General features: G+C 45.1%; 27 protein-coding genes and 1 pseudogene. 13 read left to right on the top strand and 15 right to left on the bottom strand.

The genetic code is table 11. The features are described from left to right. On the top strand, positions 1-1,113 hold a 1,113-nt coding region (locus R8N28_RS03565), incomplete at its 5' end, for a sodium:solute symporter family transporter (RefSeq protein WP_318183320.1). 124 nt (positions 1,114-1,237) lie between these two features. On the opposite strand, the gene R8N28_RS03570 is transcribed toward R8N28_RS03565, so the two are convergent. After that, entirely contained in the window at positions 1,238-1,771 is a 534-nt protein-coding gene (locus R8N28_RS03570; RefSeq protein WP_005374585.1) for a GNAT family N-acetyltransferase, read from the bottom strand. A 148-nt stretch (positions 1,772-1,919) separates the two neighbouring features. Between R8N28_RS03570 and R8N28_RS03575 the strand changes: the two genes are divergently transcribed. Next, complete coding sequence (locus tag R8N28_RS03575; protein ID WP_005374587.1) at positions 1,920-2,159, top strand: RNA recognition motif domain-containing protein; 240 nt, start codon at positions 1,920-1,922, stop codon at positions 2,157-2,159. A 91-nt stretch (positions 2,160-2,250) separates the two neighbouring features. Here R8N28_RS03575 and R8N28_RS03580 read toward each other — a convergent pair whose 3' ends face one another. Together R8N28_RS03580 and R8N28_RS03585 are read right to left on the bottom strand one after the other, a co-directional pair. Continuing rightward, positions 2,251-2,685 (bottom strand): hypothetical protein, encoded by a 435-nt coding sequence (locus tag R8N28_RS03580; protein WP_065275553.1) that lies wholly within the window; start codon positions 2,683-2,685, stop codon positions 2,251-2,253. A 5-nt stretch (positions 2,686-2,690) separates the two neighbouring features. Then, positions 2,691-2,966, bottom strand: a pseudogene (locus tag R8N28_RS03585) (GNAT family N-acetyltransferase); the annotation flags it as partial. 358 nt (positions 2,967-3,324) lie between these two features. Between R8N28_RS03585 and R8N28_RS03590 the strand changes: the two are divergent. Both R8N28_RS03590 and R8N28_RS03595 read left to right on the top strand, forming a co-directional pair. After that, positions 3,325-3,573 carry a hypothetical protein gene (locus R8N28_RS03590; RefSeq protein ID WP_005374593.1) on the top strand — a complete coding sequence of 83 codons (249 nt, stop codon included), beginning with the start codon at positions 3,325-3,327 and terminating at the stop codon, positions 3,571-3,573. A gap of 292 nt (positions 3,574-3,865) precedes the next feature. Continuing rightward, complete coding sequence (locus tag R8N28_RS03595) at positions 3,866-4,342, top strand: Lrp/AsnC family transcriptional regulator (protein WP_005374595.1); 477 nt, start codon at positions 3,866-3,868, stop codon at positions 4,340-4,342. A 103-nt stretch (positions 4,343-4,445) separates the two neighbouring features. Here the strand turns inward: R8N28_RS03595 and R8N28_RS03600 are convergent, their stop codons facing one another. After that, positions 4,446-5,153: a DUF445 domain-containing protein gene (locus R8N28_RS03600; RefSeq protein ID WP_005383549.1), complete on the bottom strand. Its 708-nt coding sequence runs from the start codon at positions 5,151-5,153 to the stop codon at positions 4,446-4,448. 591 nt (positions 5,154-5,744) lie between these two features. After that, the gene (locus R8N28_RS03605) at positions 5,745-7,595 is read right to left on the bottom strand and encodes an ABC transporter ATP-binding protein (RefSeq protein WP_005374597.1); all 1,851 of its coding nucleotides are present in this window, start codon (positions 7,593-7,595) and stop codon (positions 5,745-5,747) included. 404 nt (positions 7,596-7,999) lie between these two features. Here R8N28_RS03605 and R8N28_RS03610 point away from each other — a divergent pair, with 404 nt between their 5' ends. Together R8N28_RS03610 and R8N28_RS03615 are read left to right on the top strand one after the other, a co-directional pair. Beyond that, positions 8,000-9,001 carry an arginine deiminase-related protein gene (locus R8N28_RS03610; RefSeq protein WP_005374598.1) on the top strand — a complete coding sequence of 334 codons (1,002 nt, stop codon included), beginning with the start codon at positions 8,000-8,002 and terminating at the stop codon, positions 8,999-9,001. A 265-nt stretch (positions 9,002-9,266) separates the two neighbouring features. Next, the gene (locus R8N28_RS03615) at positions 9,267-10,505 is read left to right on the top strand and encodes a DEAD/DEAH box helicase (RefSeq protein WP_065275552.1); all 1,239 of its coding nucleotides are present in this window, start codon (positions 9,267-9,269) and stop codon (positions 10,503-10,505) included. A 65-nt stretch (positions 10,506-10,570) separates the two neighbouring features. On the opposite strand, the gene R8N28_RS03620 is transcribed toward R8N28_RS03615, so the two are convergent. After that, complete coding sequence (locus R8N28_RS03620; protein WP_053307998.1) at positions 10,571-11,263, bottom strand: MOSC domain-containing protein; 693 nt, start codon at positions 11,261-11,263, stop codon at positions 10,571-10,573. Between the two features lie 115 nt (positions 11,264-11,378). Between R8N28_RS03620 and R8N28_RS03625 the strand changes: the two genes are divergently transcribed. Together R8N28_RS03625 and R8N28_RS03630 are read left to right on the top strand one after the other, a co-directional pair. Then, positions 11,379-12,194, top strand: a complete 816-nt coding sequence (locus R8N28_RS03625) for an AraC family transcriptional regulator (protein ID WP_065275639.1) — start codon at positions 11,379-11,381, stop codon at positions 12,192-12,194. 88 nt (positions 12,195-12,282) lie between these two features. Further along, complete coding sequence (locus tag R8N28_RS03630; protein WP_065275551.1) at positions 12,283-13,275, top strand: zinc-dependent alcohol dehydrogenase family protein; 993 nt, start codon at positions 12,283-12,285, stop codon at positions 13,273-13,275. Between the two features lie 73 nt (positions 13,276-13,348). Here the strand turns inward: R8N28_RS03630 and R8N28_RS03635 are convergent, their stop codons facing one another. The 3 genes from R8N28_RS03635 to R8N28_RS03645 form a co-directional block, all read right to left on the bottom strand. Beyond that, positions 13,349-14,044 (bottom strand): VC0807 family protein, encoded by a 696-nt coding sequence (locus tag R8N28_RS03635; RefSeq protein WP_005383527.1) that lies wholly within the window; start codon positions 14,042-14,044, stop codon positions 13,349-13,351. 166 nt (positions 14,045-14,210) lie between these two features. Then, complete coding sequence (locus R8N28_RS03640) at positions 14,211-14,741, bottom strand: sigma-70 family RNA polymerase sigma factor (RefSeq protein WP_254901941.1); 531 nt, start codon at positions 14,739-14,741, stop codon at positions 14,211-14,213. 119 nt (positions 14,742-14,860) lie between these two features. Further along, positions 14,861-15,547, bottom strand: coding sequence for a DJ-1/PfpI family protein (locus R8N28_RS03645; protein ID WP_064355013.1), 687 nt, complete (start codon positions 15,545-15,547; stop codon positions 14,861-14,863). Between the two features lie 126 nt (positions 15,548-15,673). Here R8N28_RS03645 and R8N28_RS03650 point away from each other — a divergent pair, with 126 nt between their 5' ends. Next, positions 15,674-16,630 carry a LysR family transcriptional regulator gene (locus tag R8N28_RS03650; protein ID WP_065275550.1) on the top strand — a complete coding sequence of 319 codons (957 nt, stop codon included), beginning with the start codon at positions 15,674-15,676 and terminating at the stop codon, positions 16,628-16,630. Between the two features lie 127 nt (positions 16,631-16,757). Beyond that, positions 16,758-17,297 (top strand): CAP domain-containing protein, encoded by a 540-nt coding sequence (locus R8N28_RS03655; RefSeq protein ID WP_017634523.1) that lies wholly within the window; start codon positions 16,758-16,760, stop codon positions 17,295-17,297. 77 nt (positions 17,298-17,374) lie between these two features. Here R8N28_RS03655 and R8N28_RS03660 read toward each other — a convergent pair whose 3' ends face one another. After that, a complete protein-coding gene (locus R8N28_RS03660; RefSeq protein WP_005374615.1) occupies positions 17,375-17,794 on the bottom strand; it encodes a VOC family protein in 420 nt (139 codons plus the stop codon). 229 nt (positions 17,795-18,023) lie between these two features. Here R8N28_RS03660 and R8N28_RS03665 point away from each other — a divergent pair, with 229 nt between their 5' ends. Continuing rightward, a complete protein-coding gene (locus tag R8N28_RS03665; protein ID WP_065275549.1) occupies positions 18,024-18,593 on the top strand; it encodes an imm11 family protein in 570 nt (189 codons plus the stop codon). Positions 18,594-18,843: 250 nt separating this feature from the next. On the opposite strand, the gene ahpF is transcribed toward R8N28_RS03665, so the two are convergent. The 3 genes from ahpF to R8N28_RS03680 form a co-directional block, all read right to left on the bottom strand. Continuing rightward, positions 18,844-20,412 carry an alkyl hydroperoxide reductase subunit F gene (gene ahpF / locus R8N28_RS03670; RefSeq protein WP_065275548.1) on the bottom strand — a complete coding sequence of 523 codons (1,569 nt, stop codon included), beginning with the start codon at positions 20,410-20,412 and terminating at the stop codon, positions 18,844-18,846. Between the two features lie 172 nt (positions 20,413-20,584). Further along, positions 20,585-21,142: an alkyl hydroperoxide reductase subunit C gene (ahpC, locus tag R8N28_RS03675; RefSeq protein ID WP_005374632.1), complete on the bottom strand. Its 558-nt coding sequence runs from the start codon at positions 21,140-21,142 to the stop codon at positions 20,585-20,587. 305 nt (positions 21,143-21,447) lie between these two features. Beyond that, on the bottom strand, positions 21,448-21,906 hold the full coding sequence (locus R8N28_RS03680; RefSeq protein ID WP_065275547.1) for a MarR family winged helix-turn-helix transcriptional regulator: 459 nt from the start codon (positions 21,904-21,906) through the stop codon (positions 21,448-21,450). Positions 21,907-22,043: 137 nt separating this feature from the next. Between R8N28_RS03680 and R8N28_RS03685 the strand changes: the two genes are divergently transcribed. Further along, a complete protein-coding gene (locus tag R8N28_RS03685) occupies positions 22,044-22,466 on the top strand; it encodes an organic hydroperoxide resistance protein (protein WP_041059168.1) in 423 nt (140 codons plus the stop codon). A gap of 77 nt (positions 22,467-22,543) precedes the next feature. On the opposite strand, the gene R8N28_RS03690 is transcribed toward R8N28_RS03685, so the two are convergent. Both R8N28_RS03690 and R8N28_RS03695 read right to left on the bottom strand, forming a co-directional pair. Next, complete coding sequence (locus R8N28_RS03690) at positions 22,544-23,641, bottom strand: YdcF family protein (RefSeq protein WP_065275546.1); 1,098 nt, start codon at positions 23,639-23,641, stop codon at positions 22,544-22,546. A gap of 297 nt (positions 23,642-23,938) precedes the next feature. Continuing rightward, the gene (locus R8N28_RS03695) at positions 23,939-24,838 is read right to left on the bottom strand and encodes an AraC family transcriptional regulator (protein ID WP_009706616.1); all 900 of its coding nucleotides are present in this window, start codon (positions 24,836-24,838) and stop codon (positions 23,939-23,941) included. A 184-nt stretch (positions 24,839-25,022) separates the two neighbouring features. Here R8N28_RS03695 and R8N28_RS03700 point away from each other — a divergent pair, with 184 nt between their 5' ends. Beyond that, complete coding sequence (locus R8N28_RS03700) at positions 25,023-25,886, top strand: helix-turn-helix domain-containing protein (RefSeq protein WP_065275545.1); 864 nt, start codon at positions 25,023-25,025, stop codon at positions 25,884-25,886. The last annotated feature ends 81 nt before the right edge of the window (positions 25,887-25,967 follow it).

A 25,967-nucleotide genomic window follows, 5' to 3' on the forward strand; every position in this document is an offset into this window, starting at 1 on the left:
ATCTCTGCGTTTTTCATTCTTCTATTTTTCCTTTTCTACACCAGCTCAGGTTTGGTCGCAGGGGGCAAACTGTTTGAGACGGTATTCGGTCTAGATTATACCTACGCTGTTATCATCGGTACGGTGTGTGTCGTTTCTTACACACTATTCGGTGGTTTCCTAGCGGTATCTTGGACTGACTTAGTGCAAGGTCTGCTAATGGCGGCTGCACTAATGATTGTTCCTGTAGCAGTAATGGACGGTGGTTTAGGTCAGCTAAGTTCTGATCTACATGACATCAACCCAGAACTTGCAACGCTATGGAATGACGCGAAAGGCGAACCATTATCTGCGATTGCTATTATCTCTCTAGCGGCGTGGGGCCTTGGTTACTTTGGTCAGCCACACATCCTAGCGCGTTTTAAAGCGTCTCGTTCAAACAAAGATCTAACGACTGCACGTCGTATCGCAGTGATTTGGACGGCACTATCTATGGTTGGTGCAATGCTTGTTGGTCTTGTTGGTCTGGTTTGGGTTACGGGTCATCCGGGTACTCAACTAGAGGACGGTGAGAAGATCTTCATGCTATTGGTTAACGCAGTATTCCACCCTGTCGTTGCGGGTATGTTGTTAGCAGCAATCCTAGCGGCGGTAATGAGTACCGCTGACTCACAGCTCCTTGTTTCATCTTCAGCGCTTGCAGAAGATTTCTACAAGCAAGTATTCAAGCCAGAAGCGTCTTCTGAAGAAATCGTAATGATTGGTCGTATCGGTGTTATCGTTATTTCGCTTGTTGCGCTATTCCTAGCGATGACGCCTGATAGCTCAGTACTTGGTCTTGTATCTTACGCTTGGGCTGGTTTTGGTGCGGCATTTGGTCCTGCGGTTGTACTTAGCCTTTACTGGAGCGGTATGAACCGTAACGGCGCGTTAGCAGGTATTCTTGTTGGTGGTATCACTATCGTAGTTTGGAAGCAGCTAACTGGCGGTTGGTTTGATGTGTACGAAATCGTACCGGGCATCATCTTCTCTACGCTTGCCATCATTGTGGTAAGTAAAGCAACGGGTGGTGCTGCGCAAGACGTGTTAGACCAACACCAGTCATTCGAGAAAAAACTGGTTGAACTAGACTAGTAACTTCCCGTATATGAACACAAAGCCCGCTATTTTAGCGGGCTTTGTTTTATCTGAAACTTAATTAACGTTAATGGTGGTAGCTTGAGATCAAAGCTTAGCATTGCTCGGTTAGATTGGAGTGTTAGTCGCGATGAATTTTGGCGTAAACAACGGTGTTACTCAGCTCTCCCGATGTAGTCAGACGTTCGTTTCTGAGCTCTCCTTCGAACTCATAACCACAGCGCTCGGCTACAGCTCGGCTCTTTTGGTTGGTGCTATCAGCATGAATTGCGATTCTCTTGGCACCCAAGTCATCAAACGCATAGCGCTCAACTTCGAGCACAGCCTCAGCAACATAACCATTGCCAACGGCAGCATTATCTAACCAATAACCTATCTCAAAGGATGGCACATCGGGATCTCGAATCATTAAGCCGACCGCACCCAGTAAGCGATCGCTTTCCTTTTCAATCATGTAGTAACGCAGCTCTTCTTCGAAGTTTTCAAAGTTTGCGATGGCTTTCTCTGTCCCTTCTATCATCGCTTCTAATGTCAGCACATGAGGCACCCACGGCAGATAGACTTCGAGAGTCTTTTGGCTGCGAACGACAGCTTGATGCGCCTCTTCTGCTCGTTCTAAACAAGCAGGGATGAGTTTGAGACGTTTCGTTTCCATGCCGACTCTCCTATGGGTGAAAAATGAACGGAAAATCATTTAAACAGATGTACTTAGAATGATCTAGTCAACGCCGTCATATTATTCACTTGGTTTGCCAGAGAGAAACTGAGAGAATCGAACCGTTATCAAACCAACTAGGTTCATTATGAAACTTTTAGTAAGAAACTTGGCTCGTCACATGACCGAGCAAGATATCCGCAAATTATTCTCAGCGTACGGCAAAGTAGAACTGTGTTCGCTAGTGCTTGATCAAGACACGGGTTTGTCGAAAGGCTTCGGTTTTGTCATCATGCCGGACGAAGCAGAAGCCATTTCTGCTCTTGAAGCACTGAATTTGACGAACGTAGAAAAAAGCAAAATTCGCGTGAAAGTCGCACAAGACTAATACAGAGAAAAGCCAGCGTTATTGCTGGCTTTTTTGTCTTTCTATTTAGAGACCAAATTGGCAACATTCTAGAATGTCTTCTCTTTTCGTTTTAGCGAGATTGATCATCAATTCTTTCTTCAAGTTGTTTCATTAAATCCTTTAACTGTAGAGAATCGAAATTGTCTGAATTCGGCACTTGGTAAGCGTCGTTGACTGTGTAGAGCATCAAACTTTTGCTAGAGAGGAACTCTTTCTGTATTTGGACTTTGACAATGTCATCAAGAGGTAGACGGAAGTAAACCGTTGAGCCCTGGCGGTACTTCAAGGTGTTGGTGCTTGCATCGATATCTAGCGTTTTAGGATTGAACGCGCGGCGCGTGAAGTACGTTGAGAGCAGTTTCAATCCTATTATTGTGAGTGCTACGAGTCCAAACTCGACGATCTTGTCTGCTAGGTAGGAAAAATAGAACAGCGACAACAATACAGTTCCTAGCAAGAAAGGGTTGTTCTTGGACAGATTTTGTGAAGTTTCATGGATGATCATCCGACATATCCCTCTTCTATACGCGGTAAACTCACTGCACCAAGTAACTCCCCAGTGTTTCGCAAGGTAATAGCGTACGCCACGCCTTGATGCTGCTGATACATCGGATCGTGCCTATCTATCCATGCTTGCGCCATCGGTCGCTCATAAGGATGAGGGATGTTTGCTGTCATGTCGGCAATTCGCTTATCTCCAGCGAGTAAAGCCACTTGTTGGCGGTCATCGATATTGAATGGCCGGAGGACGAGTCTTTCGGTAGTGAGAATCGGTTGTATCGTCATGCATTTCTTCCTTGATGAGACCGCTATAGCTGCTAGCAACTGGTTTGCGGGGTAAATCAAGATAACAAGGCGTCTCGAAAGCTCGATCTAGCCACCTGTAAAGTTGTCATGCGCCTTACTAAATAATAAGCCCGAACAATTGCTTATGTGTAATGTGTCGTATTATTACACACATAAGCACGTTTGCTCATATTGATGGTACAAAAGTTGAGGTCTGACCAATGTCTCAGTTTTTTGATACTTTCGTTCAATTTTTTGAAGATAGGGCACAAAAAATTAAAGGAGCTTTTTAATTGTGGAATTATTTTGAACAAAATATGTCAATTGTCAGTAGGACGAAAAAGTAGGGAGAAGAGAAATGCCGGATATATATTGCGCAGCTTGTAGAAAATCAACGCAACATAAAGTGATTATGAAGCGTTGCGAGCCTCAGTCTGTTGACTCGTTAACAGGCAAAATGGTGAGTTTTACACAGCTGATGGCGAAATTTGTATCAGGTGAACATTATTACGAGATGGAGCCTCAATACTACTGCCGTTGTTGTAATCATCGTGCAATTGGAGAGGTTGTTCCACATCCTACACGGCATACATCGGCCGCACTCTAATTCTGAGTGATAGCCATGATTAATGGCTAAATAGGGCAGTGTTGCCCGAACGACATATCTATACAGGCGTGTCATGCGCTTTCAAATTTGCGACTCCGCGGGAGCCGCTAGGTTGCTTTTTCTCTTCATATCACGGTTACTAAGTGAGCGGCAATAATCATAGCTCTTTCCCTCCTTCGTTGTTTTCTGGTTATTCTCTGCTGAATTTCACATGCTGTGCATTTGATGGTTTGCAATTGTTTGAGCAACGATTAATGTGATGCTTTCTAAGTGGTTACAAGGAAGTGGGTTAATGAGTTATCAATTGGACCGGATTGATTTACATATTTTGAGAGTGCTTCATTCGAGAGGCAGAATTCCAGTTGTAGAACTAGCAAAGCTGATTAACTTAACGACTTCTCCATGTTCTGATCGTGTAAAGCGGCTAGAAAAAGAAGGGTATATCAATGGTTATCATGCGGAGTTGAATGCGGAAAAGTTGGGGCTGGATGTGCAAGTATTCATCCATATTCGTTTAGACCAAACCAGTTTTTCTATTTTTGAAAAGTTTGCGAAAGCGGTGGAATTGATGCCTGAAATTGAAGAGTGCTACTCGCTCTCTGGAGATTTCGATACCATGATAAAAGTTCGTGTTAAGAGCATGAAAGCGTATCAGGAGTTTATGTCGAGCAAGTTAGGCACGCTTCCGGGCGTGATTCAAACTCGTAGTGAAGTGGTCATAGAAGAACATAAAACGGGATTTGGTGTTAATCCCGAGCTCCTTGGTTAGGCGAGGCATGTGTTGAGCCTCCTTATTTAGCGTGGCTTGGTATATTACTTTTTCACGATTAAAAAAGGAGCCGAAGCTCCTTTTTTAATAAATCGGTGAGCGATTATGCCCCGATAAAGGTGCTGATGACGCCAATTAAACCACCAAAAACACCGCCCCAAACGACTAGCCAGCCAAGGTGTTGTTTAATCATCTTTTGCACCATTTCTTTAACTAATGCCGGTGTTAATTCGCTTAAACGTTGATCGATGATACCTTCAATGTTCTGCTTTATCTCATCCATCATTGCAGGAGATTCGAATTGCTCTTTCAGTGCTTCTTTGATGTTATCGCTCTTGCTCAACTCAATGATGGATTCTTGCATCTTTTCGACGAAAGGTTGGCGCATGGGTTGTAGCGCTTCCGAGCCGCCAAACATCGCTAGCATGCCACCAAACTGAGAGCCTTCAATTACTTCCACTAGGGAATCAAATGCTGGATTTAAATCTACTTTCTCAATTACTGGTTGAAGATCGATGTTCACACCGCCCGCCATTTCTTTATTCAAGAATCGGTCAATGTTCGCTTCAGTAAAAAACTGTTCCATCATCAGGTTTTTGATAGCCAGTTTAAACTCTTCAAATCGCGCGGGGATCACGCCAGAACCGTATAATCCAGGCACTTTCTCAAACAGCATATGGATGGCAAGCCAGTTGGTGATGGCGCCTGAGAACGCAAACAGCCCTGCATACCAAAGATAGTCGTTTTGTAATTGATGACCTCCAGCCATCAAAGCGATAGCGAGGACATTCGTTAGCAAACTTTTGTTCATAGTGACCAGTTATATATGAATATCGGAAAGAATAAGTGGGCCTGATTCTATACCTAAGTCACATTAAGATGCTAGGTTTTGCCGTGATGAGTAGTCTTGTAGCGAAGGGAAAAAAATGAATGCTCGGAAAAACAAAACCCGACAATCATTGTCGGGCCACTGCTTTTTCTTAGAAAAACTAAGATTCTATTTTTAATTTTAGATGCGGTAGATCTTACAACAAAGTTGGCATTTCCATCTTTCTGAGTAGCCGAATAGCTTGTCAGCCCAACTTGGTTTGAGTTGTACTATCTGCATTGAACCACATTTACACATAAGCTAATTACCTTATTGTTAATATAATAACTAAGCCATCTATTGAGTATAGCTGTTTCTCAAAAAGTGAAATGACAAATGAAGACGGCTCAATACTCTGTATTGTGTTCATTGCAATGGATACGCAACGAGGCGGTATATTAGCAGAAAAAGTGTGAGCTTTATCATGGAGAGTGTTTCATATATGAGAAACCACAATGGCTATATGAGCATCTAGCCATGGATTAAAATAAAAAACGGCGCTTAAAGCGCCGTTTTTATTGAGCTTATCACTCGTTAAGAAGCGTGTTGATTGTCTAGTTCTTCAGCGATAAATCCGCCAGTTTGATGCGCCCAAAGCTGGGCGTAAATGCCGTTATTCGCAATGAGTTCTTGATGAGAACCTTGTTCAACGATGCTGCCTTTATCTAGCACGATGAGGCGATCCATTTGTGCGATGGTCGATAATCGGTGAGCGATAGCAATAACCGTTTTCCCTTGCATTAATTCATTCAAGCTTTCCTGAATCGCCGCTTCGACTTCTGAATCCAGAGCCGATGTTGCTTCATCCAATACCAGCAATGGTGCGTCTTTGAGTAGCACACGAGATATTGCGATACGCTGACGTTGGCCGCCAGACAGTTTCACACCACGTTCACCAACTTGCGCATCGTATCCGACATTACCAAATGGGTCGGTCAGAGTTTCGATAAACTCATGGGCATGCGCTTGCTTAGTGGCTTTCAGCAAATCTTCTTCTGTCGCATCTGGATTGCCATACAAAATATTGTCACGAATTGAACGGTGTAGCAGAGAAGTATCTTGGGTCACCATACCGATCTTTGAACGCAAAGAGTCTTGTGTGACTTCTGAGATGTTCTGTCCATCGATCTTAATGCTGCCGTCTTCGACATCGTGGAAACGAAGTAACAAGTTCACCAAAGTCGATTTCCCGGCGCCGGAGCGCCCAACCAAGCCTACTTTCTCTCCTGGTTTGATGTTGAGATCGAGATGGCTAATTACGCCTTTGTTCTCGCCGTAATGGAAGCTTACGTTATCAAAGTGAATGCCTCCTTCAGTGACAACCAAGTCTTTTGCGCCTGGTTTATCTTTAATATCAATAGGCTTAGAAAGCGTTTTCATTCCATCGACAACGGTTCCCATGTTTTCAAAGAGGGCGCCAACTTCCCACATAATCCACATCGACATACCGTTTACGCGCAATGCAAGACTAACAGCAATCGCAATCGCGCCAACGCTGATGGCACTATCCAACCACAGGTAAATCGATAAAGCAGCAACGGAAAAGACCAAAATATAGTTTGAGATCTCTACAGCGACGTCGAAGCCGGTCACTAGGCGCATTTGACGATAGACCGTATTTAAAAATCCTTTCATGCCTTGCTCGGCATATTGGGTTTCGCGCTGGCTATGAGAAAACAGTTTGACGGTTTGAATATTGGTATAACTGTCGACGATACGCCCTGTCATTGTCGAACGTGCATCGGCCTGCGCTGAAGCGACGTCTTTGAGCTTAGGGACAAAATAGATTTGGATAGCGATGTAAGCGAGTAGCCAGACGATCATTGGGATCATCAAACGCCAGTCTGCCGTCGCTAACATAATGATCATGCTGGTAAAGTAAACCGTAACGTAAACAAACACATCCATAGCTTTCATTACGGTTTCGCGCACAGCTAATGAGGTTTGCATGACTTTCGTTGCGACTCGACCTGCAAAATCATCTTGATAGAAGTTCAAGCTTTGATTGAGCAAATACCGGTGTGCAAGCCAGCGGATAGACATTGGGTAGTTGCCCAATAACGTTTGATGAACGAGCAACGAGTACAAGATCACCAATATAGGCATGACAACCAGCAATAAGGCTCCGTAGAAAATCAAATCCGATTTATTGTCTTGTAAGAACGTTTCTGGATTGCTGGTAGACAACCAATCAACCAGTTGTCCCATGGCGCCAAACAACATTACCTCAACAACAGCCACAATTGTGGCCATCAAAGACATGATGATCAAAGGCTTTTCATAACCACGAGTGTAATAACGCAGAAAAGCGAACATCCCTGAAGGAGGCTGATCCGGTGTAGATTTGGGGAACGGCTCTGTAAAGCCTTCAAATCGTTTAAACATAACTCATCCTAAAGTTAAAACAGTGCCATTTGGGGTGGCTAAATCCATCGATTCACGCTGCTTTGGACGAAACCGCGTGTATGAGAGTTTCTTGCCTGCTCCTCGATAAAGCAGACCGATTGACGAGAGGGGCGAAAAAATAGTCTAACCGATTGTGTCTTAAATGTAACTAGTTGGTTATGAGTGTGATTGTCTATGGTTCTGATTCTTATGATGAATTCTTATCATGTTCATCACGGTGCCATAAAATCTTAAACCTGCAAAGTGACAATAAAATTTAGGGAAAAATAAACTTAATGCAGCAAAAAACACTTTTGTGCAATTAAATTAATTGTCAAAACAGCAAAACTGAAGTTAACAATAAATTTACAATCTCCTCATTCTAGTGATAAGGAATATATTGGATGCTATTACACGAATCAGTGACCCAATTTGCTAATGGGAAAGAAGAAAGCACGCAAAGTGCTCAGCGCCAAACCGCAAACTGCGTAGTGATGGTGCCACCGAAAGAGTTTCGTTTTAATGAAGAAACCGCACAAGATAATGAGTTCCAACATAAAGTGTCACTCAGCCAAGAAGAAGTCTCACGTCGAGTAATGGCCGAGTTCGCGAGTATGGTTGCAACGCTGCGTCAAGAGGGCGTTCAAGTTGTTGAGTTTGATTATCCAACTTCAGATGTTGCGACGCCAGACGCGGTATTTCCAAACAATTGGTTTAGCACTACGCCAGATGGCACGTTGTACACCTTTCCAATGGCCTGTGAAAACCGTCAAAAAGAAGTACGTCCCGATGCGCTTGTGGCAGCACTAGCGCAAGCAGGGCGAGAAGTTCATCGACGCAGCAGTCTAACTGAATATCTTGACGAGCAAGCGTATTTAGAAAGCACGGGTGTGATGGTGTTTGACCACCTAAATAAAACGGTCTATGCCGCACTCTCACAACGTTGTGATCGTCTGGTTTTAGAAGATTACGCCGATCGTATTGGCTATGAACGAGTGATTTCTTTCCAAACTCGTTTGCCGTCTGGTGCGCCGATTTATCACACCAATGTGATGATGGCGGTTGGCGAACAGTTTTGCGTGATTTGTGACGAAGTGATCCCAGAATTTGAGCGTCGTTTTGTAATGAAGTCACTCGCCAAAGACAAGCAAGTCATCTCAATTTCGCTTGATCAGATGAACCAGTTCTGCGGTAACATTCTGCAACTGGAAACGATCAACGGCGACAAGGTGATTGCGATGTCGCAATCGGCGTACGATGCATTCTCACCAGCACAAAGAAACCAATTGGCGACGCACGGTAAATTGCTGCCATTCGACGTTTCTACCATAGAATCTATTGGTGGTGGTTCGGTTCGTTGCATGTTGGGTGAAGTGTTCTTACCGAATCGTAAAGCTGTGCTTTAATAAACTGCACATTTCTTTTCAGCCGCAGTGAAAGGCTGATGAAGCGTTCTCTTCAAGGGTTTTTAGCCGTTAGCTCTGTGGCAGTACAGACTAACGGCTTTTTTGCGCTTTTTAGTTTTCTGACGATTTGCGTAGGCGACGCTTGGTTTAAGCGCCTAAAATAGGATGGTCCACCTAGCAGATTGTGGTAAAGTCCGCGCCTGCGTTTTACCGCATCTTCATTATTTTTATTGCTTCTTCAACCCAAAGTACAAGGTTTTCGTTAATGCCATTTTCTACTCTCTCATTGAGTTCTGAGCTGATTCACGCACTGCCAAAAGACTTCAAGAAACCGACCGATATTCAAGCGTTGGCCATTCCTGAGCTGTTGGCTGGTCAAGATCTATTGGCTTTGGCAAATACAGGCAGCGGCAAAACCCTTGCTTATGGTTTGCCTTTGTTGGAAAAGCTGGGTGTCAATCCAGAGCAAAAAGCGCTGATTCTTGTGCCAACTCGTGAGCTGGCAATGCAAGTGAGTGAAGCAATTAACCAAGTTGGTCAAGTTCTTGAACTCAACGCAGTGTGTTTGTGTGGCGGCGTTGATAAAGAGCAACAACAGCAGGCGCTAGCGACAAATCCTCATATCCTTGTCGCGACGACAGGTCGTTTGGTTGATCTGGCAAACAACGGTTTAGACTTAAGCAATATCCATTACCTAGTGTTGGATGAGGCCGATCGTCTGTTGAATATGGGCTTTTGGCCTGACGTGCAAAATATTGCGGGGCTGATTTCAAACCAGCGTCAAACCGCAATGTTCTCGGCGACGTTTTCAGATGATTTGAAGGGTAAAGCGAAGCTGCTTATGCAGGCACCAAAGCAAGTTGCAGCGCATCAAGAAAACAGCACGAATCAAGACATCGTTGAAACGTTGTACATGGTCAATAAAGGCAGTAAAACCAAGGCATTGATTGAACTGATTCAAAAAAACGCGTGGACTCAGGCGTTAGTCTTTATTGGTGCGAAAGAGAACGCCGATGGCTTAGCGAAGAAGCTAAACAAAGCGGGCATCTCAACCAATGCGCTGCATGGCAATAAGAGTCAAGATGAGCGAGAAGAAGCATTGGCGCAGTTTAAATCTGGGCAAATTCAGGTGTTGATTGCCACCGATCTACTAGCGCGCGGCATTCACATTGAGCAATTGCCTGTAGTGATCAACTTTGAACTGCCAATGCATGCAGAAACTTATGTTCACCGAGTGGGGCGTACCGCTCGCGCTGGCGAGCAAGGTGTGGCGGTGTCATTGGTTTGTCATGGTGAAATGGACGCACTAAACGCGATTCGTCACCTGACTCAACGTGCATTACCAGTGCAAGATCTGGCAGGTTTTCCAGTAACGGATAAGCCATCAACTGGCGAGAGCAAACGCGCGCCACGCGATAAAAAAGCCAACCGTCGAACTCATGCTAAGAAGAGCATTAAGCAGTTTCAAGGTAAGTCGAAACGCCCAGCCCCGAGTGCGAAGTAAAACAAAAAACACGCTCTTGACGGCATAGTCGGTTCAGAGCGTGGCTTAAATTTTACTTTGGGGTGTTAACCCACAGTTGGGCCAACCAAGCGCATTTCCCAATCTTCAACTTCGCCGGTTTCTAGACGGCGCTCGACTAACTTGCCCCAAGACTCGACTAACGGCAGCTCAGACAGCTTAGTGAGTTCTTTTCTATCTAAACAGCCAGTGAAAACCGCACCCATGATGCGAGCCAGTGGCCATTCTGGATAAGGTCTTTCACACAGAATAATCTCGTCACCTGCACCGATATCGCCTTCTTCCAACACTCGGAAATACCAGCCTGTTCGAAGCGTATCTTGCAGTCTTCTCGCCATATCGTGTTGGTCAAAGCGTACGTTAAGTTTCCAACAAGGCATACGACCTTGCGACACTTCCAGTAGTGTTGAGCCGATGCGAATTTTATCTTTCAAGCAAATCGTGGATTCGGTGACGCCTTCGGAGCTGATGTTTTCGCCAAAGCCGCCGGCGGATTGGAAAATTGGTCTTTTGCCTAATTCTTGTTGCCAGATTGGGTAGTGCTCGCTTGGGTAAATATGAAGCGCTTTTTGAATGCCACCGTGAAAGCGCGGATCACCTTGCTCATCACTGGTAAAACCAAGCTCTGTTGCGTGCTGGCGCTCAGGTAGCACTTGTTTGTTGATTGCGCTTTGCGCTCCATGAGCATAAGGGACGGTTTTCCCTGCTAGCACAGCTTTTACGACGCCGATTTTCTTCATATAACCTCCTTATTATTTGATTGAATGAGAGATAAAGTGTTTACCTTCATTCGCGATGCGGAGCATGATAGCCTAGTAAACGTGTGTCGGAGTAGGGATGAAAAGACAACTAACAATGCTAACTCGCCAAATTGATTCGAAGTCAGGCGTCGTCACCTCCAATGAGATGATGGCCGCGAATCCCCATTCTCCTGTTTTAGTGAAAACCATCGACATGCCAAAAGGTCACATTGATTCGCTGCATCAACACACTTGGCATCAAATCATCTTTCCTATCAAAGGGTTATTGCAAACACAAACGGAGCATTATCAGCATTTGGTTCCGCACACCTCTGCGTTATTTGTTCCTGCGGGTGTTCAACACGAGTCGATTGCTCTAAGCAATACGATATTTGTTGGTATTTACCTCAACCCTGAGTTTGGTGCGACGTACAAGCCACAAGTGAGAACCATTGCTTTAACGTCGTTTTTAAATGAGCTTTTACAAGAGATCCGCAGACTGTGTGAAGGTGAGACAAGCCACGAAGAAGTGTTGCATTTGCTGGCGGTGCTGCATGATCAAATTTTGAAGCGCAACGTGCAGACATTTCAGTTATTGCTGCCACAAGACAGACGACTAAAACTGATTTTCGAGCGACTGACTGACGAGCCAGCGTTGAGCTGTTCGCTAAAAGAGTGGGGGGAGAAAATTGGGGCGTCTGAGCGTACTTTATCACGGCTGTTCGCCAAGGAATTCAACACTTCATTTCTACTTTGGCGGCAACAAATCCGGCTAATTTACTCGCTTTCTTTGTTAGATGAATCGTTGCCAATCCAAGCCATTGCAGACCTAGTGGGTTATCAAAATGACTCATCCTACATCAAAGCATTTAAAGCCTATTTTGATATGACGCCACAACAGTTTAGAGTGAACGGCGCATCGCGCAGGTAGAAATACAGAGCTTCGACTTCACTTAATGCTTTTGAGTAGAAGTCGCGAAACTTCCTTTTTGAATTTCAATTACATGGTATGAATAACAATGGCACCAACGATAAATACTCGAGTGAATCAATTCTGTTTTGGTCAACCCAAAACGTCGCTGTCGTTGGAAAAAGAGCCCCTCAAACCGCTTGAACAGGGCAAGGTTCGGGTGAGACTCGAAGCTACAAACATTAACCCAAGTGACTTGCTTTCCATTCATGGTGTTGGGCAATACCGCCGCGTTCACGTACCACCTCGCGTGCCAGGATTTGAAGCGGTTGGGCGTGTGGTGGAAGTCAGTGCAGTTGGTCAAACTGACCTTCAAGTTGGGCAAAAGGTGTTGGTGGCGATGAGTGGTACTTGGCAATACTACATAGATGCCTCGCCTGAGAATCTTTTTCCGCTACCTGAGAGTTTGGAGAACGACTATGCCTGTCAGTTGTACATCAACGCGTTAACCGCGTGGGTGATCACCACTAAAGTAGCTAAGTTGAACAAAAACGATGTGGTGATCATCAATGCAGCAGGGTCAGCGATCGGTAAGATATTTGCCCAGCTCGCCTATTCACTGGGTTTTACACTGATTGCTGTGACCTCAAAGCCAGACGAGTATCCGTACGATACTATTCCAGTCTTGGACGCGAAGAAAGACTTACAAGCGCAGCTGCAAACGCGCCAACTGCCACAACCAACGGTCGCTCTGGACGCGATAGGTGGTGAGGCTGGCACGGATCTCATTCGTACCTTGAAAGAAAACGGCCAATACATTAACTACGGAACATTGTCGTTAACGCCTTATACGCCTGAGTTTTTTGAATCGATGAAGGCCAACAACATCGACTTTAGTACATTCTTTTTGCGGTATTGGGAAGAATCGGTAGGTAAAGGCGGGAGAAAGACGGTGTTCGCTGAAATGTTAGAACATTTTATTAGCAGCGACATAAAGTTAAACGTTGCATATTATCTGCCGTTAGAGGACTTTCAAACAGCGATTGAAATGGTTGAGCGACGCTCGTCAGCAGTGTCAGGAAAAATCATTTTGACGCTGTGAATTACAGTGAGCCTGTTGAGAAAAGGGAGGATAAAATCCTCCCTTTTTTATGGGTTTACTTGTAATGATTGGGCTATTTTAGATGGAAGATTTGCTCTGTTTCGAGCGATGTCATCGCACGTACTTGACGCCAAATGTAATAAAAAATACCGAACATCATCAACATACTTGGGATGGCAATCATTGGGTAACTGTACAGCGTCATTTTCCCTAACTCTTCGTTAAAGGCAGCAGTACCAGAAGGGCTAGTCACAATCCAAGTCGCAAGGAAGTAGTTCATTGCAGATGAGAACGCAAAAGTACTTGCAAACAGGTAGTTAGAAGACATAAGGCAACGTTCGAACGCATCGGTTTTACCATTTTCTTTTAAACGTTGGTTAATCAACGCGAGATTCAACACTGTGTCATTCAGTACTAACTTCTGCATCAGTGGGTAGCGGGTAAACGTTGAACCCAAAACCGCTAAACCGATCAGGCCAGGAATCAGGGCTTCTTTTAGTGCTAACCAGCGTGTATCAAGCTCTAACAAGCCGATGCCACCAGTTAGTAGAACACTGATAAAGCCCAGAGCAGAAATAAAGTTAAATTTCTTGTTACGGACAAGGTCCATACCGCCATAAATGATAGGAAATAGCAAAGCGACAACCAGCGCCATTGCTGTCCCTAGATGCTCATCGCCACTAAACTTCATCAAAATGAAGGAAGGGATAAATACGTTGAAAAGGATTTCAAATAAGGGATTCGGCTTTTTCGCCGTCGTGTTACTCATAATGTTTTACTGACTCTACTCTATGTCGGCTGTTATTGTACTTTGACAAGAAGTGTTCATCTAGTCGCGCTTGATGTAAAGCGTTAAAGCGTCGAGTTGTGTAACGACTTATGAAATAGACCGGAGCATAGCCAGTTAGTTTACATGGTTGACTACTTTTTGTGTCTTAATGACTCTCCTTCTGTGCGATGATCTGATTACGCGCTCTGAATAATCGAGTCGCCACTGTGTTGTGGTTGAGCCTCAAGGCTTGGGCAATTTCATCATGATTCAACCCAGCGACTAAGCTCAAGAGCAACGGTTCTCGGTATTTGGGTTCGAGAATCATCATTTGTTTTTGAAGCCAATCTTGGGCCATGTCGTAGTCACTGCCAGGGTAGGTTTTTGTCTGTATTGCACACTCATCAATGTCGACAAAATCATACTGTTTTCTATCAAAGCGCCGAGCATTCTCACGACGCAAAATAGTAATGAGCCAAGACTTCGCGGCGTTGGGGTCATTTAATTTATCAAAGAATCGCCACGCTTTCAGAAAGGTTTCTTGCGCTAAATCTTGAGCAAGGTGGTGATCTTTGCATAACCAATACGCGAGACGGTAGATCTCTTGGTATCGCTCTTTCGTCAGTGCTTCGTAACGTTTACGTTTTTCCATAGCATTAAGATAAAAAGTTTGGAGAGCACGTTGTGTCTGCCAGATGAACGACAACCCTTTTATCGCTTTTACAGTGATAAAAAGGGTTGTTCGATTAGGAAGATAAATTCGAAGAGTTAACCTTCGAAATATCGAAGGGTGGCTCTGATTACTTTCTTACACGCTTAAAATGGTTGGTTGGAAAAACGTGAGTACTGGATGGCATCTGCGACTTCCTGAGCTTTAGACTCTGAAGTCATAAGGTGAAGTAGCTTAAGAGCAGCTTGATAGCTAACTAGGCTACCGTTCGAAGTGATAACGCCATCATCAATGACAAAATTCTGGTCGACTTGTACTTTGACTGCTGGGTAATCTCTTTGAAAGCCGTTTTCACCTCCGGCCCAAGTTGTTGCTTTTTTGCCGTTTAAAAGGCCAGCTTCGGCTAACAAATACGCGCCAGAGCAATTACTTGCCATCCAATCTGCCGCCTTTGAGGTAGTTTTAATAAAGTGAATGAGATCTTTATTTTCGATTAGTGCATCCATGTCATAGCTGGATGTTAAAACCAGTACGTCGAGTTCCGGCAGATCACCAATCCAAGCATCCACACCAATTTTTAATCCTTCTTCAGTGGTGATGGTTTTCTGATCGGAGACGGAAATGGTGAGCACGTCATAATCGCTAAACCAAGTGAGACGACTTGCGACGCCAAAAACCTCTAAAGGCGCAGTAACATCAGAGGTCAGTACGCCATCGTAAACTAGAATACCAATTCGTTTATCTTCGGCATGTGCTGTTTGAAGCACCCCAAAGAATAGGACTAGTGTTGCTATCAATAGTTGTAGTGCATTCTTCAATCCGTTTTTACCCATGGTCTTTTCCTCGCTAACAGAGCATCAAGTTATTGAGGTTCATTATATTTAGGCTAATTAGTGATTGAAGAGCCACTTGGTCTTTACTAAAGTGAATAAAATTCATGAATAGAGTTCATTGGTTATATGGATAAGATACGGTCCCTACGATTTTTTATTGCCACTTTAGATGGCGGTAGTTTTGCTGCGGCTGCCAAAGTGTATGGCACTGACCCTTCGACCGTGAGCAAAGCCATACATCGTCTCGAAAGCGATTTGGGTATACAGCTTTTTCAACGTTCTACGCGACAGAGCCGCCTGACAGAAGCTGGTCGTCGGTACGCAAATACTGCTAGGTTTGTACTGGAAGAGCTGGCGGCATGTGAGGATTCATTAAAAAGTCACAATGATGCACTTTCAGGGCAGCTTAAGATTAATGTGCCTGTCTCGTACGGTCGCCTCTATATTCGTCCTTTGTTAAAAGAGTTTTGCCGCCGCTACCCTAACATCACTATCGATATTCATTACGATGACGCCTACGTTGATATTATTGAGCAAGGTATTGATGTGTCGATTCGCTCTGGTGTCGCTCACGATAGTCAATTGATTGTGCGTCAGCTCAGCCCTATCGATTTTATCATTTGTGCCAGTCAGGATTACTTAGCGCGCCATGGTGTTCCGAGTAGCCCGGATGTATTCAATGACCATTCTTGGGTTCGTTTTCGTTTTAAACAAACGGGGAAACTGTTGCCGATTCGGATGCCAGAACCAGACGGTGCGAGTGAATATGACCCCGAAAGAAACTATATTGTAAATGACGGTGAATCCATGGCAGAGCTTTGCGCAGAAGGCTTAGGATTAACTCAGATTCCTCATTTTATCGCGAGAGACTGGCTTAAAGCGGGGCGTTTAGTGCCGATATTTCCGAGCATGCGCCAAGCAGGAAATGGCGTGTATCTTCTCTATGCCAACCGGGAATATGTGCCTGCACGAGTTAGGGTGTTCATCGATTTTATCACTCAAGCAATACAGGATATGGATGAAACGCCATTCCATACTTGGGCTGAAACGTTGCCGATTTATCGACCGAACCAAGGTGATTGAAAACTTCATGTGAGTCTTTGGTTAAAAACCCCTAAGCTATATGGTGCTTTTATTGGTTTTTGTTAGTTTATTGGGCGTTATTATCGAAAAGCGCAGTTTGCTCTTCGTCACTCATAAAGGAAAGACAATGCCAACTAAGATCTTAGTGCCTGCTTTGGCCCTACTTCTCAGCGCATGTGGCGGCGATGGGGAGTCGTCAGCCCCAGCAGAAAGCGGCTCACAAAACACAGGTTCCACATCGTCACAAGGCACATTTGCCGAGCAGATGCTTGCAGCGGTCAACAGCGCCCGCTCTACTACACAACAGTGTGGCGCAACCACCATGCCACCTGTTGGGGCCCTGACTTGGAGCTACGATTTGGAAAGCGCCGCTTATCGACATTCAAGCGATATGGCGAACAGCGATTTCATGAGCCACACAGGCTCTGATGGCAGCAAAATGTCAGATCGAGTTAACGCAACGGGTTATGCTTGGAGCGCCATTGGTGAGAATGTCGCCGTAGGGCAAAGCAGCATTAACGCCGTCATTAATGCTTGGTTATCGAGTGAAGGTCACTGCCTTAATATCATGAGTGCGGATTTTGATCAGATGGGCGCGTCGCTTGTCGAAAATCACTCTGCACGCTACGGATATTACTGGACTCAGGTTTTTGCCAAACAGCGCTAATGCGATAAAGAAGCCTGATAGATAAAATAAAACGCCAGCAGTCACTATCTGCTGGCGTTTTATTATTTACATCTCTTTTAGCTTGTCAGGTTACGAAGTTTTGGGTCATCCGCCAGGTATTCAACAAATTCAATCTCAAAACCGGCAGGGTCAACAAAATACACATTTTTGCGGTATGGTTCATCAGCACCAGGTTGGGCAATCGGATAACCTGCATCGGTTAGTCTTTTGATGATTGCATCGACGTTGTTGGTCACATAAGCAAAATGCGCTAGCCCAACTTGGTGCCCGCTCAACTCGCGGTTTTCTCCTTCGCCATGGTCACTCATGGCTATGTATTGATACTCGTCGCCAAAATGTAGCCAGTTTCTTGGTTTGCCACTCCATTCGCCTTTACCTTCATCACGCACGTACCAATGTGGAAATGCAGTTTGGTAAAACTTCAGCATTTCAGGGATATCTTTCACGACTAAGTTAATATGTTCTAGTTGGATCATGATGTGCTCCTTTTTGTCATTTTCTAGCCAACGATGAATATGCTAAAACCTCAAGTTAAGTTTAGGTAAAGGGCTTTTTTGATTTTATTTGTAGACGCCATGTATAAAGGTCAGGCCGCTGACACTGAAGAGTTGGCTCACACAGAAATCATTGAAACCTTGTGCAAGATTGGAAAGATGTTACATGATGGGGACTTCCAGTTAACCGTTTGATTTAAGTAAGCAAAAGATGAAGGTTTTTACACTTAATCATGATGTTGAGAATTTCCCTTTGTTACAAGAAACTCAACTAGAGATTTCTATACAATACTCGGATGGCGATTTGCGGGAGTTATATGGTGAGCGTGTCGCTGATACTTGGATGATTATTGATTTGGAGTGGGTGAGTGATAACCACATGCTTACAACAAAACCTGATTTTGCAATCTGGCGTGCAGGCGAGTTTGCTTGTTCTGAGTCCGCATATAATCAAATAAACGAAGCTCTTGATTCCAGTTGTGAGTTTTTGCCATTACGCGTCGCTGGCGAGCGTTGGTATGCCATAAACATACTCAAAACTTGCGATGCCATTGATAAGGATCGCACTGTGTTAAATGTAAGAGCTAATGGTAAGCCAAGTCGTGTAAAGCGGTTTAAAAAATTAGTGTTGAGTAGTAAATCAATCAAATCCGGAGGCTTGTTCAGGATTGAAAATAACGGAAGCGGTGTTTACTGCAATGATGAATTAGGTGGTTTGTATGAAATTTACCATCGTTGTCAGCTAAAAGGTCTGATATTTGAAGCAGTAGAAACGAGTTAAAGCCCGCAATGTTTCACCCTAAGTGTATTTCGGCAGCTTTATTTTACTCTGTTATTTCTAGTAATAATTTGTTTCCCCCCCCCCCAAAAAAAAACCAAAAAAGCCAGCAGTTAATACCTGCTGGCAAAGTCTTTGGGCTTCTAGGTTTTTTGATTTTATTTCTTGTTACTCATCGCTGTCACGGTGCCCCGATTGGTTTTCCGGGGAAGAAAACACAGCACCGTGCGCTTTGTGTTCAAGAAATTGGAGATTAACCTTGCTTACGGATTAGGTAGTCAAATGCGCCCAAGCTTGCTTTTGCACCTTCACCCATTGCAATGATGATCTGTTTGTAAGGAACGGTTGTTGCGTCACCCGCTGCGAACACACCTTCTAGGCTAGTATCGCCACGGCTACCGACTTCAATTTCGCCGCGCTCGGATAGCGCTACTTCTGAATCTTTTAGCCATTCTGTGTTTGGCACTAGACCGATTTGAACAAAGATACCTGACAGTTCAATCTCTTTGATTTCATCTGTGTTGCGGTCTTTGTACTTCAAGCTTGTTACGCGAGTACCGTCACCCACTACTTCAGTAGTTTGCGCCATGGTGATGATGTCTACGTTTAGTAGTGAGTTCGCTTTGTCGATAAGCACTTGGTCTGCGCGAAGTACGTCTGCGAATTCAAGAACTGTTACGTGTTCTACGATACCAGCAAGGTCGATAGCGGCTTCGATGCCTGAGTTACCACCCCCGATAACCGCAGTTTTCTTGCCTTTGAACAGTGGGCCGTCACAGTGTGGGCAGTACGCGACGCCTTTGTTGCGGTACTCTTGCTCACCCGGAACGTTCATTTCACGCCAGCGTGCACCAGGGCTAAGGATTACACTCTTACTCTTCAGCGTTGCGCCGCTTTCAAGTTGGATGTGAATCAAACCATCTTCTGTGTGTGCTGCGCCCATTAGCTTCTCAGCTTGTTGCTCAGTCACAACGTCTACGTCGTATTCTTTTAGGTGTTCTGCTAGGTCAGTCGCCAGTTTTGGACCTTCAGTGCGTTTTACCGAAATGAAGTTCTCAATTGCCATGGTGTCCATCACCTGACCACCAAAGCGTTTAGCAACCACACCAGTGCGAATACCTTTACGAGCAGCGTATAGAGCAGCTGCGCTACCGCCAGGACCACCGCCGACAACAAGTACGTCGTATGGGTCTTTTTCGCTCAGTGCTTTTGCGGCTTTCTCGCTCGCGCCGTCATCCACTTTGTTTAGGATTTCAGTCAGAGACATACGACCTTGACCGAATAGCTCACCGTTCACGAATACACTTGGTACGGCCATGATGTCGCGTTGTTTTACTTCATCTTGGAATAAGCCACCGTCGATCATGGTTGCTTTTACTTTCGGGTTGATCGCCGCCATCATGTTGAACGCTTGAACCACGTCCGGACAGTTTTGACACGACAGTGAAATGAAGATTTCTACGTCTAGATCTTTGTCTAGTGCTGCGATTTGCTCAATCACTTCTGGTTCTAGTTTGATTGGGTGACCGCCCGAATGAAGCAGTGCCAATACTAGAGAGGTAAATTCGTGACCCATTGGCAAGCCTGCAAAGCGTAGTGCTGTGCCTTTTGCTGGGTTAGTTACCGCCATCACTGGTTTACGTGCGCTTGCGTTGTCGTCACGTTCAACAGTGATTAGGCCGCTCATCTCTGCGATTTGGTTCGCTAGAGACAAAATGTCATTCGATGCTTTGCTTTCATCTAGACTAACCACTAAACGAACTTCTTCTTTTACATTAGCCAGATATTGTTTGAGTTGTTGTTGGATCGCTTGGTCTAACATAGTTGTTACTACCTTAATTAAAACTAAAAAGTGGTTACTGTAGATAAAACCTGAGGGGGAGAGAGCAAATCAGGCAGAAGGTCGTCAAGGTATCTAACCTGAAGTGCTCTCTAATTCAGTTCTAATCAGAAAAAGGAAATCGGGAACTGATTAGAACTTAAATTTCAGTGGCTTAGATTTTGCCAACTAGGTCTAGTGATGGAGCTAGTGTCTCTTCACCTTCTTTCCATTTAGCTGGGCAAACTTCGCCTGGGTGTGCTGCTACGTATTGAGCTGCTTTCACTTTGCGTAGTAGGTCTTCTGCGTCACGACCGATACCTTCAGCAGTGATTTCCATTGCTTGGATAGTACCTTCTGGGTCGATTAGGAACGTAGCGCGGTCTGCAAGACCTTGACCTTCACGCATCACACCGAAGTTGTTTGTGATGTTGCCTGTTTGGTCGCCAAGCATGTAGTACTGAATCTTACCGATTGTGTCTGAGCTGTCGTGCCATGCTTTGTGAGTGAAGTGTGTGTCAGTTGATACTGAGTAAACTTCTACGCCACGTTTTTGTAGCTCTTCGTAGTGGTCTGCTAGGTCGCCCAGTTCTGTTGGACATACAAACGTAAAGTCTGCTGGGTAGAAGAAGAATACTGCCCATTTACCTAGAACGTCTTGTTCTGTTACTTCAACGAATTCGCCGTTTTTGTACGCTGTAGCTGCAAATGGTTTGATTTGAGTATTAATCATAATTTACTTTCCTTTGAATGTTTTAAGCTGAGCTGTTGTTGCTTTCGGAAAGTATATTCTCATCGGAGTGTGTTTAAGGAAAATCGCTTGTAACTATCCTATTGATAGCCATTTCCTATTTCACTTGATAGGGAAATCCGATGTAAGTGAGTTTGCTTTGATAGGTTTTATTGAAGATGAACGCAGATTAGCAATAGAGAATACCGATGATTACTTTGAGTAGATCTTCTCGCTAAGATCGAAAGAGCCTGCATCTCGGCAGGCTCTTTCTAATAGGAAGTGGTGAAGCGGATGCTTCTATCTTGTTAGCTCAGATTGTCGAGCACTTTGCCACACAACTTCTTCAGCATGATCATTTCATCTAGCTCTAAGGTGATTTTACACATCATGGCGTTTGGCACTGACTTGGCTTGTTCTTTAAGGTCACGACCTTGTTCTGTTAGGTTGAGTACGCGAACGCGTTCATCGGTTTCACGGCGCCCACGCTCTACATAACCTTTTGCTTCTAAGCGTTTAAGTAGCGGCGTGAGTGTGCCTGAGTCCAAATGCAGTTGAGACCCCAATTCTTTTACGCTGGCACCGTCTTTTTCCCACAGCACCATCATCACTAAGTACTGCGAATAAGTCAGATCAAGCTCGTCCAGCAACGGGCGGTAAGCTCGGATCACTGCATTTGCTGCGCTGTAGAGCGGGAAGCAAACTTGGTTTTCGAGTAAGAGTTTATCGTCGTCGGTCATGGTGTTGTCGGTGTAACACTGGCTCATTGGTGTTGCCTACCTGCTTACAGAGAAAGAGAGTTATAAAATAAATTGTGCACAATATAGTTGCAAACTATCTTCACTTCGATATAAGATTGTAAGCAATTAAATTGTGCGCAACTTAAATTAAGAAGGACACTCGCATGACTACTCTATACAAAACTCAAGCTACCGCTTTGGCTGGTCGTAATGGTCAAGTAAAAACTGATGACGGTCTTCTCGACCTAGAGCTGTCATACCCGAAGGAAATGGGCGGCACAGGCGCAGCAACTAACCCAGAACAGCTTTTTGCAGCGGGCTATTCAGCATGTTTTTCTAACGCGATTCTGCACGTAGCGCGTGAAGGTAAAGTAGACCTGAAAAGTGCACCCGTAACAGCGCAAGTGGGCATCGGTCCTAACGATAACGGCGGCTTTGCACTGACAGTGAGCCTAGCGGTAGAGCTAGATATGCCACAAGAACAAGCATTAGAGCTAACGCGCATCGCACACCAAGTTTGCCCATATTCAAACGCAGTTCGTGGCAACATTGATGTCGCAGTAACGGTAAACGGCGAAGCAATTTAAGCGGTTCTTATCACTGCACAAAGACAAGAAAGCCTGCAAGTACGCAGGCTTTTTTGATTGGTATGAGTCGAGAATACTTAACGCGACTCTAGCGGGTAAGAGCGGTAGCTCCACATGCCGTATGTACGCAGTGCATCGCGGTAGATACCAAGCAGTTCGCTATCGCTGGCTTTGGCTAAGTCTTTAAGTGGCTTGTCTGGGTAGCTCACAGTGTCGAAAGTGATGCCTTGTGGGCCAGTTTGCCAGCTTGCGATTTCAAACAAGGTTTGACCACGACGTACGTGGCTCGCTGAGCTGATGATGGTCGCGTGCTTGATGTTATGACGTGCCAATGCGTAGCTGCTGAATAGGGCGTTACCTACCGTGCTGGTGGCGTAGTTTTCTTCAATGATGCGATCTTTGCTGATGCCTTTTTCAATCAGCCAATCCGCCATTAACTTGCCTTCGGTTTTGTGGTTCTTCGGTACACCACCCGTCAATACGATCAACGCGTCTGGGTTTGCTTTTGCCATGGCTAGCGTGGTTTCCAAACGCTCAACCAAGATTTGATGCATTGAACCATCTGGGTTCAGTGCGTATCCCAATGTGACGATTGCGCCTTTGTCATCCAGTTTGCCTTTATCGGCTTTCTCTTTTAGTGGCGTTGCAAGTACGCGGTCTACGGTGTCGAAGATGCGTTGGATATCTGCCGCTTTACCTGCATTGAGTTTAGTGAGCGTCGCCATGTGTTTTGCTGATTCCGCTTGGTTGCCCTCAAAGCGTTGCCATACCGCTAAGTAAGCGTGCAAATCCACATCGTCTGGCGCGACAGAAAGAGCTTGTTCAAACAGTTCAATCGCGCGGTCTGCATTCTTGTTGTAGATCTGCGCGTTTGCCGCAGAAATCAGTAGGTCAGTGCGGTACGGCTCAAGTTTGTAGGCTTCTAGTAAGCGGTCGGTAACAATCTCCATGTTGCTCGGCATTTTGGCGGTAAAACCTGCATGCGAGATACGCGCAGGGGATTTGAATGCTTGTAACGCGTCATTCAGCAGTTGGTCGACAACCTGACGTTTGGTGACGATCTGTGAGTAGTCGGCGGAAGATTGGACGGCAGCATCGTTAGCCGCGATAGAGTATGGGGCAGCAGTCAGCGCAATTACGCTACCAAGAGCAATGGCAAGTAAGTTCTTCTTCATGGAATGTCCTAGAGGTGCTGTAGTACCTAGTTTTTATTGTGCCTAGCGTTGTAGGTCGAACGGGGTCGATGGAATTTTTTCAGTCTAGGTTCGCTTCATGAATAATCTGTGAAATGAATCCCAACTCAGCCGAGCGAATGAGCGCGCGTGGTCAAAACGCGAAGTAGGATCACGAAAATATTGAGGTATTCGTCGTGTTCTAAGTAATTGGATTAAAAGATAAACAGCGTTTGGAAGAACGGATTTAAGCAACCAGAGTAAGAAATGACAAAGCCTGCAACGATGCAGGCTTTTGGTTTATTTGATGGCAGTGCAGAAGCTAACGTCTGCATGATGCGTTTGTGGGTCGAAGCTGTGGTAAAGCTCAAAGCAAGGGCGGTCGTCGTTCTCAATACCGGATTCAATCACTTTGCTCATGACATCATCCCATGCTTTTGAGTATTGACTCGGGTCAGTAATGTGCTGGCGCATCACTGCATACTGACCTCCAGGAAAGTCTTGCAGCTCAATGCCTTTCGGAACTTCGGTGTCTTCTGGCACCATCAAGCAGATATCAGTGCGACACTTCTCGTCTGGCGTGATTTCAGGATTGTCATGGTAGATGAAGATGCAGGTATTGCCCGCCAAACCTTTCATTCCTGCCCATTGATACAGGCGACCTGACGGCTCTTCATAGCCTTGGCCGTAAGGGCCGTTTACACGAATGTAAGCCAGTTTTGCTTTTTCAAAGTTTTGCGTTTCCATTGTCATGCTCCATTTGGTGAGTTCAGAGCCAGTATATGAATCGCTTGGTGTTACTTCGTTTCCATTCTTGCGCAACGTGTGTCCAATCTTGCTGTTTCGTGCTAATTCAGAAAACTGCTGGTAGTTCTCACAGTCACGAAAGGCCGTAGGTGTAACGCCATAATGTTGTTTGAAGGCTTTGGCTAAGCTCTGTGAACTAGAAAATCCGTACTCTAGGGCAATGTTCAATACCGGTTGCTTGGATTTGAACAAGTCATCGGCGGCGGCTTCTAGACGTAAACGTCGAATGAAGTCGGCCAGTGTTTCGCCTTGCACGGCTTTGAAGGTGCGATGAAAGTGATAAGGGGAAAGGTTCGCCAGCGCGGCCACTTCTGGCAGGTTGAGTGGCTCATTAAAGTGTTGTTCTAAATAACGAATCACAGGAACCAGTCGTTGGTGGTAGTCGACGCGCATCGTGGTATTTCCTTGTTCTTTTCAGCTTGTATTCTCTGCTCAAAGCCTACCGCAATCCAACAAGCTTGCAAGGGATCAGGGTGAGAAATGCGTGGCGAGATGCGCGTCAATCAGTCACACTCAACGAGCAGATGTTTAAGCAAATACGTTGCGCTCATTATCTTTACTAACCACTAGGACAATCATGATAGCTTGGAAACAGTCTCTGTCAGAGTACGAATGGCTCATTCATCAAGTTTGGTACTTGGAAGTGCCAGAGGGTGAAGTCATTGACCCCAAGCCGCACCTTATCCCAAACCCGCGTGCTCATTTACTCTTTACGCCACCAGAGCAAGGCTACAGCTACGACACGGGACACACAAAGCTTGCTGGCAAAGGCTGCCACTTGTTAATGGCTAACGAACATTTACTGTTGTTGGAAGATACGGCTCCCATCAAGCGTATTGGTATCACCTTTCGCCCAGAGGGTTTTTATGCCATTGAATCACGGTTTAGTGATGCATCCCAAGTAGCTGCAATTAACCAATGCGAATGGTTTGATTGGCTTAACGCGGCGTTTGATGTGCGCTTTCAACAAGGGTTATGGCAGCTAGAGTTGCAAGATTCACCGCAATGTTTGCTGGAATATATCAAGCGACATTTAGATGCGTTAGATATCGAACCTTGCCGTACCAAACCGTTTTTGGCATCGAAAAAAGCGGTATCCGTGATGGACGCTCAAGCGCTACGTTCACCTGAGTTAGCGATGGATATTGATGAGATAGCCAAACAGTGCGCCTGTTCTCGCAGAACGCTTGAGCGCAGTTTCAAACAAGTGGTGGGGTTGAGCGTTAAGCAGTATCAACAAATGGCGCGTCTGGAGCAGATGATTTTGACTCTCTACAAGCAACAAGAAGCGATTGATTGGGCGAGTTTCTCACAACAATTTGGTTTCAGTGACCAATCGCATTTGATTCGTACCCTCAAACAGCAGCTAAGAAAAACGCCAAGCAAATACTTGAAAAAGCGCGACTTAACCATCGATATCTATGGCGATTTTGAGTCGTAATACATTGCTAATCAGCCCGAAAGTTGTCGCAAAAATCCAATTTTTCTCTTATCCGCTGGGCTACTATCTTCAGCAGATAAC

The sequence above is a fragment of the Vibrio sp. Vb1554 genome (genome assembly GCF_033344235.1).